Origin of the sequence: Maribacter stanieri (genome assembly GCF_900112245.1) — a bacterium.
In the GTDB taxonomy this organism is placed as follows: domain Bacteria; phylum Bacteroidota; class Bacteroidia; order Flavobacteriales; family Flavobacteriaceae; genus Maribacter; species Maribacter stanieri.
Genome location: NZ_FOYX01000003.1, coordinates 160,791 through 176,135, shown reverse-complemented (window position 1 = coordinate 176,135; position 15,345 = coordinate 160,791). Strand labels below are relative to the sequence as shown.

Here is a 15,345-nt window from a genome sequence, read left to right as displayed (position 1 = left end):
AATTTAACCTTTTATAGATATTTAAATATGAAAATAGGAATTATAGGTTTGGGGTATGTTGGTTTGCCTTTGGCAGCATTATTTGCTAAAAAGTACTCAGTAATAGGTTATGACATTAATATAAAGAGAGTACAAGAAATTAACCTTGGAAAAGATACAACCTTAGAACTGTCAGATCTTGATTTGGACAATGTACTCAAAAAAACATCTAATATTGATAATTATGGATTGTTTTGTACTGCGAATATTGACGAATTAAAAGATTGTGATTTTTATATTGTTACTGTACCAACTCCTGTTGACGACACTAAAAGACCAGTATTTACTCCATTAATTAAAGCAAGTGAAACAGTAGGTAAAGTTTTAAAAGAAGGCAACATTGTTATTTACGAATCCACAGTATACCCAGGCGCTACTGAAGAAATTTGCGTTCCAGAATTAGAAAAATCTAGTGGATTGACTTTTAATAAAAATTTCTACGTCGGGTATTCTCCAGAAAGAATTAATCCGGGTGACAAGGAACATACAGTTGAAAAAATACTAAAAGTGACTGCCGGGTCTACTCCAGAAACCGCTAAACTAGTAGATGATTTATATTCCTCAGTTATAACTGCCGGCACACATTTAGCCCCCACCATTAAGGTAGCTGAAGCATCTAAAGTTATAGAGAACACACAACGAGATATCAATATTGCATTTATGAATGAATTAGCAAAAATATTTCATTTATTAGATATCGACACGAATGATGTCCTAAAAGCTGCCGGTACTAAATGGAACTTTCTTCCTTTTAAACCAGGTTTAGTTGGCGGGCACTGTATAGGTGTAGACCCATATTACTTAGCTCAAAAAGCTCAAGAAAACGGCTATAATCCTGACTTAATATTAGCTAGTAGACGAATAAATGATGGTATGGGTGAGTATCTAAGTTTACAAATAATTAAATTAATGCTCAAACATGATTTAATGGTTAAAGATTCAAAAATTTTAATCATGGGCATCACATTTAAAGAGGATTGTCCAGATATACGAAATACCAAAGTTGTTGATATGATTAAAAGCTTAAATGATTACAAAGTGCATACGACGATTTATGATCCATGGGCAGAGCCTCAAGAAGTCCTAAAAGAATATGGAATAACAACAACGCAAGAAATGCCACGAGATACTTATGATGTAGTAATATCCGCTGTAGCTCACAAAAAATTTCAAACTATAAATATTGCTGACCTTTTAAATGTAAACGGTATAATTTATGACGTGAAAGGAACACTTCCTGGTAAAGTTCATGGAAGGTTATAATAAACTTAAATATTAATATTTTTAAACTTTTAATTCCTAATTAGAAGTTAAGAAGCTATTTCGTTAAAAATAAAAGGGGATGATTAGAATTCTAATCATCCCCTTTTATTGCTTTTGAACTAGTTTTTACTATTGTATTAAAATTACTACATAGCTTTACTGTAAATTTTAATAACTTATAATTTTTAATGAAAATTTGAGTTTTAATAATACGAGTGAAATCTATTCATTAAATAAAAATAAACTTCAAACTAATGAGCTATACAAAATCATCAGATACTCTTAAAATAAAACCATCTGAAGCTGCTAAAGATATTTACAAAATCGCACTTGCAAACAGAGAACTAAGCGAAAATTCCAGAAAACTTGCACCTGAAATAATAGAGAAGCTTACTGATTATGAGTTATTTAGAATGGCATTACCTAAACACTTAGGCGGTATTGAAGATAATCCAGTAGAAACATTAAAAACTTACGAGACCCTAGCCAGCGCAGAAACTTCTGTAGCTTGGATTGTTTGGAACAACCATCTAGCATGTACTTTTGGTAAATTTCTAAATAAAACAAGCATTAATGAGATTTATAAGAATAAAACTGATATATATGCAAATTCTACTAGACCAGAAGGGTTTGCTAAAATTGTTCCTGACGGATATATGGTTTCTGGACGTTGGACTTTAGTTTCAGGTTGTGAACTAGCTGATTGGTTTGTTTTACGTTGTTTGGTTACTGGAGGAGACTTACCTACCAATTTAGGACCTGGAGCAAAATTAAAGTTAATGTATGTTCCTAAAAAATTCGTAAAAATTATAGATACATGGAATGTTGGTGGTTTACGAGGCACAGGAAGCCATGATATTGAAATCGAAGAGGCTTTTGTACAAGAAAGTTATGCTGTAGATTTTGAAAGTACTGTAGAAAATAATACTGCTTATAATAGGCTTCCCATAGGAGCTATAAATGCTTCTGGTTGTGCTGCAATGTCATTAGGCTTGCTTAAAGGTGCCATTGATGAGTTGACCAAAATGTGTTTAGATAGGGTAACACCAGGGAAAAATCCCGATTTACGTGATAGATTAACAGTACAAACTGTTTTAGCCAAAGCTAATTCAGCTTTAGCAGCAAATAGAGCTCAATTACATAGCTCTGTATCTACGCTATGGGAAGAATCTGTAAATGAAAACATTTATACGGACGTTCAACTAGCTGATGTATGGGCAGCATCTTGTGAAGCAGCTACAGCAGCTAGATTTTTAATATCTGAAATCTACGCAGTTGCGGGCACTTCATCTTTATATACAAAATTTAGAATTGAAAGAATACATAGAGATGTTCATGCGGTACTTCAGCACGGAATTATTCAACCACATTGGATGAATCAAGCTGGTATGGCTTATGTTGGCCTAAAACCAACAGCGGCGATGTTTAGAATTTAAATATATTGAAAATATAAAAATTGGTTATAAATTAAATTTGATAGAATTCAAATTATAATAGAATTAGAAAAATTTAGTAAACCAGAATAATAAATAAAATAGGTATTTAGTTATACTTAATAATACAATTTTACATCTTATGATTGAGACAATTAAACAAAAAGAAGAATGGGTAAAACAATTAGAATTAATTGGTAATACAGATTTTTATTTTACGTATGATTATCACCAATTATCTAAAAATGATGATGAAAACCCTGTTTTATTAAAGTATAACGAAGGGAACTCCACCATCTTATTGCCTCTTTTATTAAGAAATATAAAGGGAACATCATATATTGATGCAACTTCAGTATATGGATATGCTGGTGTATTATCAAATATAAATGACAATTCTTTTGAGAAATCTAAATTTCAAGAGATTCTTCATAGCTATTTAATGGATAACAAAATTATCTCTGTCTTCTCAAGATTACATCCGTTTTTAGATAATCAAGAATCGTTGCTCTCAGGTTTAGGTGAAATTTCAGATCAAGGAATGGTTGTATATCTAGATTTATCCCTACCGATTGAAATACAACGTGCAAATTTCAACAGACGCTTAAAAACCTACCTAAATAAAGCGCGAAAGGTATGCACTGTTTCGGAAGGTAATCATCAAGAGGACTTGAAAAGCTTTATCGAATTATATCACGAAAATATGAGGCGCGTAGATGCTACTGATAGTTATTTTTTCGATCAAACATACTTTGAACGCATTATGGCAAGCAAAGACTACAATCCACAATTAATGATATGTAGAGATAATGATAGTCAGAAAATAATTGGTGCTGCAATTTTTATAAAAAAAGATAATATTGTTCAATACCACCTATCAGGTTTAGATGCCGATTTTTACGAATTAAACCCTATAAAACTTATTATTGACGAAATGCGCCTTATAAGTACGGCTGAAGGGTACCAATTATTAAATCTTGGTGGCGGTAGAGGCGGCAGTAACGAAGATTCTTTATTTCGTTTTAAAAGTGGGTTTTCAAAAGAATTTAAAAATTTCAGACTTTGGAAATATATTGTTAACCATGACATATATAACAAACTAACAAATGAAAAATTCAACCAATATCCTGAGGTAGATAAAAATCAAATAAGTTTCTTTCCACAATACCGCGCAACTTTAACCAAGAAAATGGATACGTTAGAGATTTAGTCACTTATTGCAAATTATATTTTGAAGGTGTTGTTATTCTATAAATTTGGATAACAACACCTTTTGTTTTGAAAGAATTTTATAAAACAACTATTGTAGTTCTAAAATAATATTATAACAAATGTATCGTTATTTACAATCATCTTCAATTAATGTGTAAAGTCCAGGCATTTAATATTTCCCCAATTATAGTAAGGTTTTAAACCTTGCTTGTTAAAATATTATTAAACACCAAGACTTTAAAAACGAACAGTTACTCTGTAATTAGAGGTAAAATGTTAAAGAAAACAGTATTTTATCGAAAAAAGATTTTTTTTTAATCCAAAACGTAATTTCAATACGTAATAATAAAGTTGATATAAAGTAGTTCATCGAATAAACCATTTATTTCATCGTTATTTTAAAAAAAAGAAATATTTTTAAATTCCTAAATCTTAAGTAATTAAACAATTTTACCCCATGATGCGAAACCTACAAAACCCTACACGCATGGCAGTCTTTTTATGTCTTCTATTTATTTTCCAATCCTGCAGTAAAGATTCTGATTTATTATCGGAATATGTAATATCAAAAGACAATAGTATTGAAATACAAAATTATGTAGTCAATGATATATTTTATCTTTCAAGTTCCAATAATATAATTTTGGATGTTTTAAACAATGATAATTTCACCGACTTAAGTAATGTAAATATCACGGAAACCTCTGTGGCTCAAAACGGTTCTATTGTTATTAATAATGACAATACATTAACATATACACCACAAGAAGAAATTATTGAAACAGAAGATTTTACCGACACATTCACTTATACAGCAGAAGAAGTAGATGAAGTAGGTACTGTAACTGAAGAAGAGGCTACTGTAACAATTACAAATGACGAGTCCATTATAGTTGAAGATACCCACAGAGCAATAAATGAAATTAGTGAGACAGTAATGGAATGGCAAGAAAAATTTGATAAAGAATGGTTAGAAAATGACAACCAAGTCGATTATGCCGATGCCTTATCAAAAGCTAAAACTGCAAATGTTGGTCAAGAATATTATTTTCTAGCATACTATGTTGATGGACTAATAAAAATGTGGCAGGCATCAGGAGATAACAGTTATTTAGATGAAGCACTAAAATTAATAAACCTTACAATTGATGATGCAGTAAATGTTGGGAATGGTTACTTAGGCTGGCCTAATAATGATAATAATGGTTATGCTTTATGGGATAGTTATTACTGGAGATATGTTGCAACTTTAACTAGAATAATGCACCAATCCCCAAATTTAAGAGCAACCGGAAACTATCAACAGCAATATGAAAATCTTTTGGCTTTTTCCGAAAAGAACATATGGGAAAGATATGAGGCTCAAGGCCTTAATAATTTTTATAGAATCAACACCCACATGACTACACATTGGGCTAGAATTGGAATGGAGCTTTACATCATTACTGGAAAGGAAAAATACAAAACAGTTTTTGACAATATATCTTTCGGTACAATGGTGGGGCGTCCTTCTAACCTAAGGAATCAATTACAATCTAATAACAAAGTTTCTTCTGCAGTTACATGGAGCCAACGTTGGGACATTAATTCAATACAAGATACGGACCATGCAGGTGCTATAGTTAGCTTTATAGTAACTGCCTATGAGAATGATATGTATTGGAATGAAGCTGATATCAATTCTTTAAAATCAACTCTTAAAAATGTTATTTGGAAGAAAGAATATGGGTCGAACTTCATGTCCAATGTTGATGGTACGGGGGAATTCGATTTACACGGCAGAATACATGAATGGCTTATTTTAGGTAGTTATGACAGCGAAATTCAAAACAGAATTAAAAACGATTATACTGGTAAAAATTTAACTTACTATGGCATACAACCATTAGGGATTGCTGCCCTTAATGCAAAAATACTGGAAGATGGACATCCTGTTTATCCAGAACAATAAATTTTACTTTGAGTAAAAAAAGCCCATTTTATGGGCTTTTTTTATTCCTACTATTTACCTTTTTTGAGATAAATAACGTAGATAGCAGTAAAACATCGATTTTTTATCTTTCTAATCATTTTGAGCACTATTTTTGCTTCAAGGAAGTTATAATAAAACTTAAAAATATATAAATCCAAAAAGGCTTTTACTTAAATTACATTGTTGTTGTTAAACAATAATTCGCTCCTTTTATATTTATCCTTTATAGCATACTTGTTCTTTTGATATTCCTATTTTTGTTAAAAAATACAAATCAGGTAAAGCAAGAACTAACCTTAGTAGTTAAGTAAAATGAAAAAAAGCAAACAATCAAAAACATTACTTGGGATTTTTATAATTTTTGTAATTGTTTTTTTAAATGCACTAGGTCCATTCTTTCAACTGCAACAAATAGCTACAATGGGTTTACTACCTATCTTAGCAGGTATTGCATTTTTATATGATGGTAAATCTATTCACACCAAGAATAAGGAATTTATCATTTTCTTAATGATTTTACTTTTAAGTTTTACCACCATTTATTATTTCAAAGGCTTTGATGAATTTACCACAACTTTAAGTTCATTATTTGGAGCTGTTGTAGCGGCATATATTGCTATTGGATTAACAAAAAAAGTAGATTTCAGTTTGTTTTTCCATATCGGCTATATTTTTTCAATTCTAACTCTTTTTATTATAATGATTATCAATGGTAATATAAGTGCAAATTTTGCATCAGCAATTGATTTTCGTGACAGATTCATGTTAAACGCTAATGCATATTCCTACTTTTGTATTTTTGCTAATTTTTCTTTGTTCTATCTTTATTTAAAATTTAAGAATAAATTATTATTTTTATCTACACTAATTCTTCCTTTATTATTTTTAGTAATTGCATTTACAACCCAATCTAGAGCTGGTCTATTATTAATAACTACAATTAATATTTGTTTTTGGTTATTTATCAACAAACCGATTAATCCATCAAAATTTAGGAAAATAACAAGAAAATTTGTCATTATTTTGGCATTAATAATATTAGGTTTTCAGTTCTTAAAAATTTATCAAGGATCACGTATACAAAACAGAGTTACACAAACTGCAAACAAGAAAGATTCGAGAGAAATACTTATTGAAGAAGGTATAGAAGTTTTTATACAAAATCCAATTCTAGGAGTTGGTTTAGGCCAGTTTCCTTTTTACAGTAAATACCGGTTATTTACACATAATTCCTATACAGAAATTTTAGCAGAACAAGGCGTCATTGGAGGTATTTTACTGTTTTCTTTTTATTTAATTCCAACTTTTAAAAGTATTAAAAACTACAGATCAGATAAAAATAATCCTTTATACAAGTTCTATTTATTATTTTTTATAACTTTTTTAATTTACAACAATTTTTATGTGTTTTATAAATTTCCTTTTTCCATGATGTATTTTTTCCTGATAATTAGCTTACAAAAAAATGACACTATAACTAAATTAAACTAGTAAGATGAACCAACCTCTTAACTCTTTAATCCAAATATTGTGTCAATAAAAAAAAAGGCCATTAAAGGCTTTAGTTGGACCGTATTTGAAGGTGTTTTTAGCCAAGGCGCAATATTCATCGTCGGAATTATTTTAGCCAGACTATTAACACCTGAAGATTTTGGTGTTGTGGGCATCATAACTGCCATTATAACAGTCACCAATTCAGTTGTAGAGGCAGGTTTTGGAAGTGCATTAATACGCAAGGTAGATGCTACTGAAAAAGACTATAATACTGTTTTCTATACCAATATAATTACTGCTGTTTTATTATATCTTTTACTATGGGCAGTCGCAAATAATATTGCCGCTTTTTTCAATACACCAATACTAACCAACCTAATAAAGGTTTCTGGGACTATTCTCGTTATTAATGGCTTAGTTATTATACAACGAACAATTTTAACAAAACAACTAGATTTTAAAAAATTAGGCATTTTTGCTGTTGTTTCTTCTTTATTGGCTGGCAGTATAGCCATTGCTATGGCATATAGAGATTATGGAGTTTGGAGTTTAATTGCTTTTTCTGTCCTAAGACCTTTCTTAAATAGTATAATGCTATGGTTAAGCTCTAACTGGAAACCTAAACTTGAGTTTTCTAAGAATAGCTTTAAAGAATTATTTAATTTCGGTTATAAACTTTTAATCACCAATTTAGTTAATACCGCATATAAAAACGTGTATTATTTTGTTATCGGGAAATATTTTTCACCAACATCATTAGGATTTTATACTAGAGCAGATCAATTTCAAACCCCATTTTCTACCAATATAACATTCGCTATAAGAAGGATTAGTTTTCCAATATTATCAAATTACCAAAATGACAAAAAAAACCTAAAAATAAAGTTCATACAATTCATTCGTTTTAGCATGTTTTTAAATTTTATAATAATGCTTGCTATTGCCGCGATTGCTAAACCATTAATTTTAATTACTATAGGAGAAAAATGGGAAACTTCAATTTTCTACTTACAGTTGTTATGTATTCCGGGTATGTTGTATCCCCTGCAGATTCTACATTTGAATCTTTTACTTATTAAAGGCTATTCTAACCTAAACCTTAAGTTGGAAATTATTAAGAAAGTTATCTTAATTCCAATTATTTTAATTACCGTAAATTTTGGTATTGATTATATGATTTATGGGCTTATATTTTTCTCTATACTTGAATATTTTATCAATAGTTTTTATACTAAAAAAATCATCGATTACAATCTTAAAGACCAATTTAAAGATTTTTTACCTTTTTTCTTAATATCGGTTTTAACATTTATTTCAATGCTAGGGGTAACATTTACAGCTATAAATTTATTTTTAATGATCTCTGTACAACTTATCATAGGCATTACCGTTTTTATTCTTGCAAATGAACTTTTAAAACATAATGAATATTTGACAGTCAGAAACAAACTGTTGTCTCTTTTGAAAAAATATTATCAATGAACGGTAAGTTAAAAATTGGATTCCTCTTAAGTATAATAACTGAAAGAGGAGGTATAGGTAGGGTTACCTCAATAATTTCAAATGAATTAAATTTTAACCCTAATTTTGACATTCATATTATTAGCTATGCTAAAAAGAAACAAAATTCTTACGATTGGAATCATGAATTACCATATCACTATTTATTAGAAGATCAAATACCTATGAAAAAAGGTATTTTCAATGCTTCCAAGAAATTACGTAAAATAATTACCGACAATGAAATTGATATTCTAATATCCTGTGGCGCTATAGTTGGTCCACTAGGAGTTCTTGCCACTCTTTTTAAAAACACTAAGCTAATATACTGGTCTCACTCAAGTTTTAAGGGCACTTCTAATAAACAATTTAGAATGTTCAACGAACATTTTACAGCATACTTTGCTGATTGTTTAATAAGCCTTACCAAAACAGATGAACTTAATTACAAAAAAGAAACTAGGGCTAAAAACATAGTCCAAATCTATAACCCAATAGACAAAAGTTTACAACAAAATAATATAACATACAATACAGAATCTAAAAAAATTATAAGTGTAGGCAGACTAACTGCCCAGAAAAATTTTGAAACGCTAATTGACGTTGCGGATATTGTTTTAAATAAACACCATGATTTTACATGGGATATCTATGGTTCTGGGGAAGAAGAAGAAATGCTTAAGAACAAAATTGAAGAAAAAAAATTAATCGGCAGAGTAAACCTAATGGGGCAAAGCAGTAATTTATATAAATTATATGAAGATTACGCTATGATGGTAATGACTTCTAGATATGAAGGTTTTCCTATGAGCTTAATTGAAGGATTAGCATGCAAGTTACCGTTAGTTAGTTTTGATATTCCTACTGGACCAAATGAAATAATACAAAGTGAAGTGAATGGATACTTAATTGAAGCATTTGACGTTAATGAAATGGCAGAGAAAATATCCGACTTGATAGCCAACACTAATTTACGAACCCAATTTAGCGACAGTAACTTGCCTTTAGTAAATTCATTTAATTTAAACTTTATTATGGATAAATGGATTCAAACCTTAAATTCTATTTAATTATAGAAATAATTTTTAGGTCAACCTTATTAAAAAAACCTTAATTAGAACGTAATATTATGATATTACATATTTGTAATGATTTTTCTTTAACAAAGGTTCATAGCAACCTATATAAGTCTATAGATGAATTAAATATTCCCCAAATAATATTTAATCCAGTTAGAGAAGCAACACCAATTGGTAATAACAATATAAATTTTAAAACGAGTTATAGTAAAATTTTATATTCGAAAAAACTTAAAAAAGCACATAAAATTTTATATCGTAATAAAATTTCATATTTATGTGATGATTTAATTTCTAAAATTGACATAACAAAAATAACAATATCACATGCTACTACTTTATTTAGCGATGGTGGTATATCATATTTATTAAAAAAAAAGTATAACATACCATATATTGTAGCGGTAAGATCAACTGATTTGGAGGTTTTTTTAAAATTTCGCCCTGATTTAATTTTCATGGCAAAAGAGATATTAAATGAAGCGGAGCAAATAATTTTCATAAGTGATTCGCTACAAAATAAATTTTTTAAACATCCACTAATATTAGGAAATAAAGATGCTCTAAAAAGCAAGTCTAAAATAATTTACAATGGCATCAATGATTTTTGGTTAGATAATCAGGAAAAGAAAAAAGAAATTGTTCCATTTAAAATTCTTTATGTTGGAAGATTAATTCCAAGAAAAAATTTAATAAAATTAGCTACAGTAATTATTAATTTAAATAAATCTGGATATAATTTACAATTAAATATTGTTGGCTCTGGCGGTAAGGATGAACAAAAAATAAAAGAACTATCAATTAATAATAAAAACTCTATTAATTTAATAGGTAGTGTTAATGATAAAAATAAATTAAAGCAAATCTATAACGAAAATCATATTTTTGCAATGCCTTCAAAAGGCGAAACTTTTGGTTTAGTATATATTGAAAGTTTATCTCAAGGCTTACCATTACTTTATTTAGAAAATGATGGAATCGATAAGGTTTTTAATTTTCCTGTAGGTGAAAAATGTAAAATTGATGATTATGAACAAATTAAAATAAGTCTAATAAATCTTATTGATAATTACAAAGTATATAATTTAGACAAAATAGATTTCTCTTTATTTCGTTGGAGTAATATAGCAACGAAATACACACAACTTTATAATAAACATGCAAATAATTAAAAATATATTCTTTTTTATAAAAGTAATATTAAGAATACCTAAAGATTATATCAAAAAGAACAAAATTCATTACACTACTAAAATTAGTAATAATACGTTAATCTCTGATTCAAAAATTGGCAAAGAAAATTATATTGCTTGTAATACTGTAATAATAAATACCAGAATAGGTAATTATTCATCCATAGCTCCTGGCGTACAAATAGGTGGTATGCAACACTCATATTGGTGGGGAAGTACATCACCAAGGTTAAGTAAGCATTGTGTATATGATAAAGTTACAACAATTGGCAATGACGTTTGGATAGCAGCAGGCTGTATTATTAAACAAGGTGTAACTATTGGAGATGGTGCGGTAATAGGTGCTATGTCTTTTGTTAATACAGATATACCAGAAAATTCAATTTATTTCGGAAGCCCTGCAAAATTTTACAAAAAAAGATTAAGTGATGAGACTTTTAAAAGTATAAAAGAATCTAAGTATTGGAATTTAAATCCGGCGGAAGCAATTAAAATATTAAACCAACTTGAGCATGAACATTCTATACCTACATCAATACTTCACAACACCTGATCAACCAGGTGGTACCCGATCTTATTGGAACAGTTTAGAACTTATTAAAAATGGTCATAAGGTTACTGTTATATCATTAGGTAAAGAAAACAAAAAAAGATTTGAAAGAAAAACCGTAGATGGTATTGATGTCATCTATGTTAGAGTGCCATATTCCCAAACCATGAGTATTGCATCTAGACTGAAATCATTTTTGCATTTTATGTTCTACTCTACATATTTAGCGTTAAAAGAAAAAAATATAGATTTTGTAATTGCCACCTCTACCCCATTAACAATTGGATTTCCGGCTTTAGTTTTAAAAAAGTTTAAAAAAATACCTTACTTATTTGAGGTAAGAGATTTATGGCCGGAGGTTCCTATTCAAATGGGGGGTCTTACTAATAAGACTGCTATTAAGCTTGCTAAATGGTTTGAACGAAGTATTTACAAAAATGCCTCTCATGTCATTGCCCTATCGCCAGGAATGCAAGATGGAGTTTTAAAAGTAGGCACGCCAAATAGTAAAGTTAGTATGATACCTAATATGGCTAAAATTGACGCATTTTGGTCTAGAGAACCTAATATGGCTCTCATGCAGGAATTAAATATAAGTGAGGAAACCTTCAAAGTTATTTACTTTGGTGCTTTAGGGCAAGCTAATGCTATAGAATACATTTTAGAAACAGCTCATCTTTTAAAAGAAAATAAAACAATTGAGTTTTTATTTATAGGCAGTGGTCCTGGTAAAGAATTAATTCAAAATTACCAAGCTAAAGAAAGTTGTAACAATGTAACTTACTTAGGTTTTTTTAATATGGAGAAAACCTCTGAAATTGTAAATTTCTGTGATATATCATTGGTGACTTTTAGTAATATACCGATACTAGGCACTAACTCACCTAACAAATTATTCGATTCTTTATCTGCCGAAAAACCTATTATTGTTAATTCTAATGGATGGACAAAAGATTTGGTAGAAAAGCATAATTGTGGTGTTTATGTTGATCCAGAATCGCCTAAAGAATTTGCTGAAAAATTAATTGCATTACAAAAAGAGCCAGAAAAACTAAAGGTTATGGGCAAAAACTCAAGAAAGTTAGCAGAGACAGTTTACGATAAATCTCTGCTTTGCAAGCAATTTGCCGCCGTCGTAGATTCAATTAAAATTTAGTGATTTTATAATACTTAAAATTAAAAATTAAAAATGTACCCAATTCTTAAACGTTTATTTGATATTATTTTATCATTTATAGGTCTTTTACTATTATTTCCGATTTTAATGATAGTTGCCATCATCTTAACCATAGATTTCAAAGACACCCCATTTTTCACTCAAAAAAGACCAGGTAAAAATGAGAAAATATTCAAGGTTTTAAAATTTAAAACTATGAATAACAAAAGGGATAAAAATGGTGAACTACTTCCTGATACTATTAGGTTAACGCCTCTTGGTATATTTATTCGTAAAACTTCTATAGATGAGCTTCCTCAATTAATTAATGTACTTAAAGGTGATATGAGCCTTATTGGTCCAAGACCATTATTGGTAAAATACTTACCCTATTACAAGGCTGAGGAAAGAATTCGATTTTCTGTTAGACCCGGTATTACTGGATTAGCACAAATTTCAGGTCGTAATTACATGAGCTGGGATGAAAAATTTACAAAAGACATTTATTATGTTGAACACTTAGGTTTTGTGCAAGACGTGCAAATATTCTATAAAACTTTAATTAAGGTATTTAAAACCTCTGATGTGGAATTGGATCAAAGTTCTTACATGGCGGACCTTGATATTGAAAGAAAAGATTTATTCAATTGAAATTGTATAAAGAAATAGTATTTTTGATTATTATGTTAAAATAAACTTAAAAATTATATGTTTTTATTAACCCCCACACTATTTATATACAATAAATTAGCCCAGACAAACTAGTAAAATGAACAATATTTTAATTACCTCAGTAGGTCGAAGGGTGTCTTTGGTCAGATTTTTTAAAAAAGAATTAAAAGCAATATTTCCAGAAGCTAAAGTATACGGTTCTGATATGAACCCCGAACTATCTGCGGGATGCATGGTTGCAGATGGATTTATTAAAGTTCCAAATGTAAAACATGAAGACTACATTAAAGTCATATTAGAACAATGCAAAAAATTAGGGATTACTTTAATTGTTCCTACAATTGACCCATCATTATTACCATTATCAGAAAACAAAGAATTGTTTTTGGAAAATAATATTAGGGTTGTGGTACCAGATACCGATTTTGTACATAAATGTAGAGACAAAAGGATGATACACGACTTTTTTGAGTCTAAAGGTATTCAAGTAGCTGAAGAATATTGTAAGAACACATTTCAGCTTCCTCTATATATTAAACCCTATGACGGTAGTAGTAGTGTAGATAACTATGTTATTAAAAACAAAGATGAAATGACAGAGTATCACTTTGAAAACAAGAAATTAATGTTTTTAGAATATTTAGACCATGATTTCTATGATGAGTTCACTTGTGATTTATATTACACAAAAAATGGGTATTTAAAATGTGTTGTACCTAGACAACGACTATTTGTAAGGGCTGGGGAAGTAAATAAAGGGCTTATCAAAAAAAATGAATTGGTACCTTTTATTAAAAAACAATTAAATAAAATAGATGGAGTAAGGGGATGTTTAACCGTGCAATTCTTTATGCATAAAGAAACCAAAGATATATATGGTATTGAGGTTAACCCAAGATTTGGAGGAGGTTATCCTTTAACACATAGCTCTGGTGCTAATTATGTACAATGGATTTTAAAAGAGTACCTTCTTGGTGAAGATTTATCTAATAATTACTATGAAGATTGGGCAGAAGATTTACTTATGTTACGTTATGATGGTGAAGTTTTAGTACATGGATATAAAGATTGATAAACATACCGCGCTAGTATTTGATTTAGATGATACGTTGTATAACGAACTAGAGTTTTTAAAATCTGCATACTGGGAAATTTGCTTTAATTTGAAACCCAAGGATGTTTATACACTTTTTAACTTCGTATTTTCGTTGTACAGAAATGGTGAAAATCCGTTTCTGTACCTTTCGGAAACTTTTTGTGTTCCTATTGAGCAATTATTAAATACTTACCGTACCCATACCCCTAAAATAAAACCTTTTCCAGGTGTTCTAAACGTCATTAAAGAGGTTAAGAAAAAAAACGGGAAACTTGGTATTATAACAGATGGTCGTATAATTACTCAATCTAACAAACTAAAATCTTTGGGTATTTGGGAAGACATAGATTGCTGCATTATTTCTGAAAGTATAGGTAGTGAGAAACCAAATTTGAAAAATTTTAAATTGGTTGAAGAAGACCTAAAATTAAATACTTACTATTATTTTGGTGATAATTTCAAAAAAGACTTTATTGCTCCTTTAGTATTGGGCTGGCATACAGTCGGTGTCATGGACAACGGAATGAACATACACCCTAATAGTTGTGATTTTCAATTAAACGTACCTGAATACCTTATTCGCTCTTTTGAAGAAGTAAGTATTATCTAATTCTTAATAAGAAATAGATAATACTTACTGTTGAACAATATACTATCTAATATATCTATAAAAAAAGTCAACTACG

13 protein-coding genes are annotated in these 15,345 nt (G+C 29.5%); all 13 read left to right on the top strand.

The window, feature by feature from the left end:
* Positions 1-27 precede the first annotated feature (27 nt).
* The 13 genes from BM296_RS14605 to BM296_RS14545 all read left to right on the top strand — a co-directional run bounded on the left by BM296_RS14605 (position 28) and on the right by BM296_RS14545 (position 15,269).
* Entirely contained in the window at positions 28-1,302 is a 1,275-nt protein-coding gene (locus tag BM296_RS14605) for a nucleotide sugar dehydrogenase (protein WP_091904033.1), read from the top strand.
* A gap of 254 nt (positions 1,303-1,556) precedes the next feature.
* Positions 1,557-2,738, top strand: a complete 1,182-nt coding sequence (locus tag BM296_RS14600; RefSeq protein WP_091904030.1) for an acyl-CoA dehydrogenase family protein — start codon at positions 1,557-1,559, stop codon at positions 2,736-2,738.
* Positions 2,739-2,877: 139 nt separating this feature from the next.
* Complete coding sequence (locus BM296_RS14595) at positions 2,878-3,945, top strand: peptidoglycan bridge formation glycyltransferase FemA/FemB family protein (RefSeq protein ID WP_036146762.1); 1,068 nt, start codon at positions 2,878-2,880, stop codon at positions 3,943-3,945.
* Between the two features lie 459 nt (positions 3,946-4,404).
* The gene (locus BM296_RS14590) at positions 4,405-5,898 is read left to right on the top strand and encodes an Ig-like domain-containing protein (protein WP_091904028.1); all 1,494 of its coding nucleotides are present in this window, start codon (positions 4,405-4,407) and stop codon (positions 5,896-5,898) included.
* A gap of 333 nt (positions 5,899-6,231) precedes the next feature.
* Positions 6,232-7,410, top strand: a complete 1,179-nt coding sequence (locus tag BM296_RS14585; protein WP_091904027.1) for an O-antigen ligase family protein — start codon at positions 6,232-6,234, stop codon at positions 7,408-7,410.
* Between the two features lie 39 nt (positions 7,411-7,449).
* On the top strand, positions 7,450-8,895 hold the full coding sequence (locus tag BM296_RS14580) for a lipopolysaccharide biosynthesis protein (RefSeq protein ID WP_177214964.1): 1,446 nt from the start codon (positions 7,450-7,452) through the stop codon (positions 8,893-8,895).
* Positions 8,892-9,983, top strand: a complete 1,092-nt coding sequence (locus tag BM296_RS14575; RefSeq protein WP_091904023.1) for a glycosyltransferase family 4 protein — start codon at positions 8,892-8,894, stop codon at positions 9,981-9,983. The genes BM296_RS14580 and BM296_RS14575 overlap by 4 nt, the downstream gene beginning before the upstream one ends.
* A gap of 59 nt (positions 9,984-10,042) precedes the next feature.
* Positions 10,043-11,164 (top strand): glycosyltransferase, encoded by a 1,122-nt coding sequence (locus tag BM296_RS14570; protein ID WP_091904021.1) that lies wholly within the window; start codon positions 10,043-10,045, stop codon positions 11,162-11,164.
* Entirely contained in the window at positions 11,151-11,738 is a 588-nt protein-coding gene (locus BM296_RS14565; RefSeq protein ID WP_091904019.1) for an acyltransferase, read from the top strand. Before BM296_RS14570 ends, BM296_RS14565 begins: the two co-directional genes overlap by 14 nt.
* Positions 11,698-12,891, top strand: a complete 1,194-nt coding sequence (locus tag BM296_RS14560) for a glycosyltransferase family 4 protein (protein ID WP_091904018.1) — start codon at positions 11,698-11,700, stop codon at positions 12,889-12,891. Before BM296_RS14565 ends, BM296_RS14560 begins: the two co-directional genes overlap by 41 nt.
* Before the next feature lie 33 nt (positions 12,892-12,924).
* A complete protein-coding gene (locus BM296_RS14555; protein ID WP_091904016.1) occupies positions 12,925-13,542 on the top strand; it encodes a sugar transferase in 618 nt (205 codons plus the stop codon).
* A gap of 118 nt (positions 13,543-13,660) precedes the next feature.
* Complete coding sequence (locus BM296_RS14550) at positions 13,661-14,635, top strand: ATP-grasp domain-containing protein (RefSeq protein WP_091904014.1); 975 nt, start codon at positions 13,661-13,663, stop codon at positions 14,633-14,635.
* A complete protein-coding gene (locus BM296_RS14545) occupies positions 14,619-15,269 on the top strand; it encodes an HAD family hydrolase (protein WP_091904012.1) in 651 nt (216 codons plus the stop codon). Before BM296_RS14550 ends, BM296_RS14545 begins: the two co-directional genes overlap by 17 nt.
* Positions 15,270-15,345: the final 76 nt, after the last annotated feature.

What these genes read in the sequence shown, in the direction of transcription:
- BM296_RS14595 (WP_036146762.1), top strand. Translation starts at nt 2,878, where the DNA reads ATGATTGAGACAATTAAACAAAAAGAAGAATGGGTAAAACAATTAGAA.
- BM296_RS14555 (WP_091904016.1), top strand. Translation starts at nt 12,925, where the DNA reads ATGTACCCAATTCTTAAACGTTTATTTGATATTATTTTATCATTTATA.
- BM296_RS14560 (WP_091904018.1), top strand. Translation starts at nt 11,698, where the DNA reads ATGAACATTCTATACCTACATCAATACTTCACAACACCTGATCAACCA.
- BM296_RS14585 (WP_091904027.1), top strand. Translation starts at nt 6,232, where the DNA reads ATGAAAAAAAGCAAACAATCAAAAACATTACTTGGGATTTTTATAATT.
- BM296_RS14570 (WP_091904021.1), top strand. Translation starts at nt 10,043, where the DNA reads ATGATATTACATATTTGTAATGATTTTTCTTTAACAAAGGTTCATAGC.
- BM296_RS14600 (WP_091904030.1), top strand. Translation starts at nt 1,557, where the DNA reads ATGAGCTATACAAAATCATCAGATACTCTTAAAATAAAACCATCTGAA.
- BM296_RS14590 (WP_091904028.1), top strand. Translation starts at nt 4,405, where the DNA reads ATGATGCGAAACCTACAAAACCCTACACGCATGGCAGTCTTTTTATGT.
- BM296_RS14605 (WP_091904033.1), top strand. Translation starts at nt 28, where the DNA reads ATGAAAATAGGAATTATAGGTTTGGGGTATGTTGGTTTGCCTTTGGCA.
- BM296_RS14575 (WP_091904023.1), top strand. Translation starts at nt 8,892, where the DNA reads ATGAACGGTAAGTTAAAAATTGGATTCCTCTTAAGTATAATAACTGAA.
- BM296_RS14565 (WP_091904019.1), top strand. Translation starts at nt 11,151, where the DNA reads ATGCAAATAATTAAAAATATATTCTTTTTTATAAAAGTAATATTAAGA.
- BM296_RS14550 (WP_091904014.1), top strand. Translation starts at nt 13,661, where the DNA reads ATGAACAATATTTTAATTACCTCAGTAGGTCGAAGGGTGTCTTTGGTC.
- BM296_RS14545 (WP_091904012.1), top strand. Translation starts at nt 14,619, where the DNA reads ATGGATATAAAGATTGATAAACATACCGCGCTAGTATTTGATTTAGAT.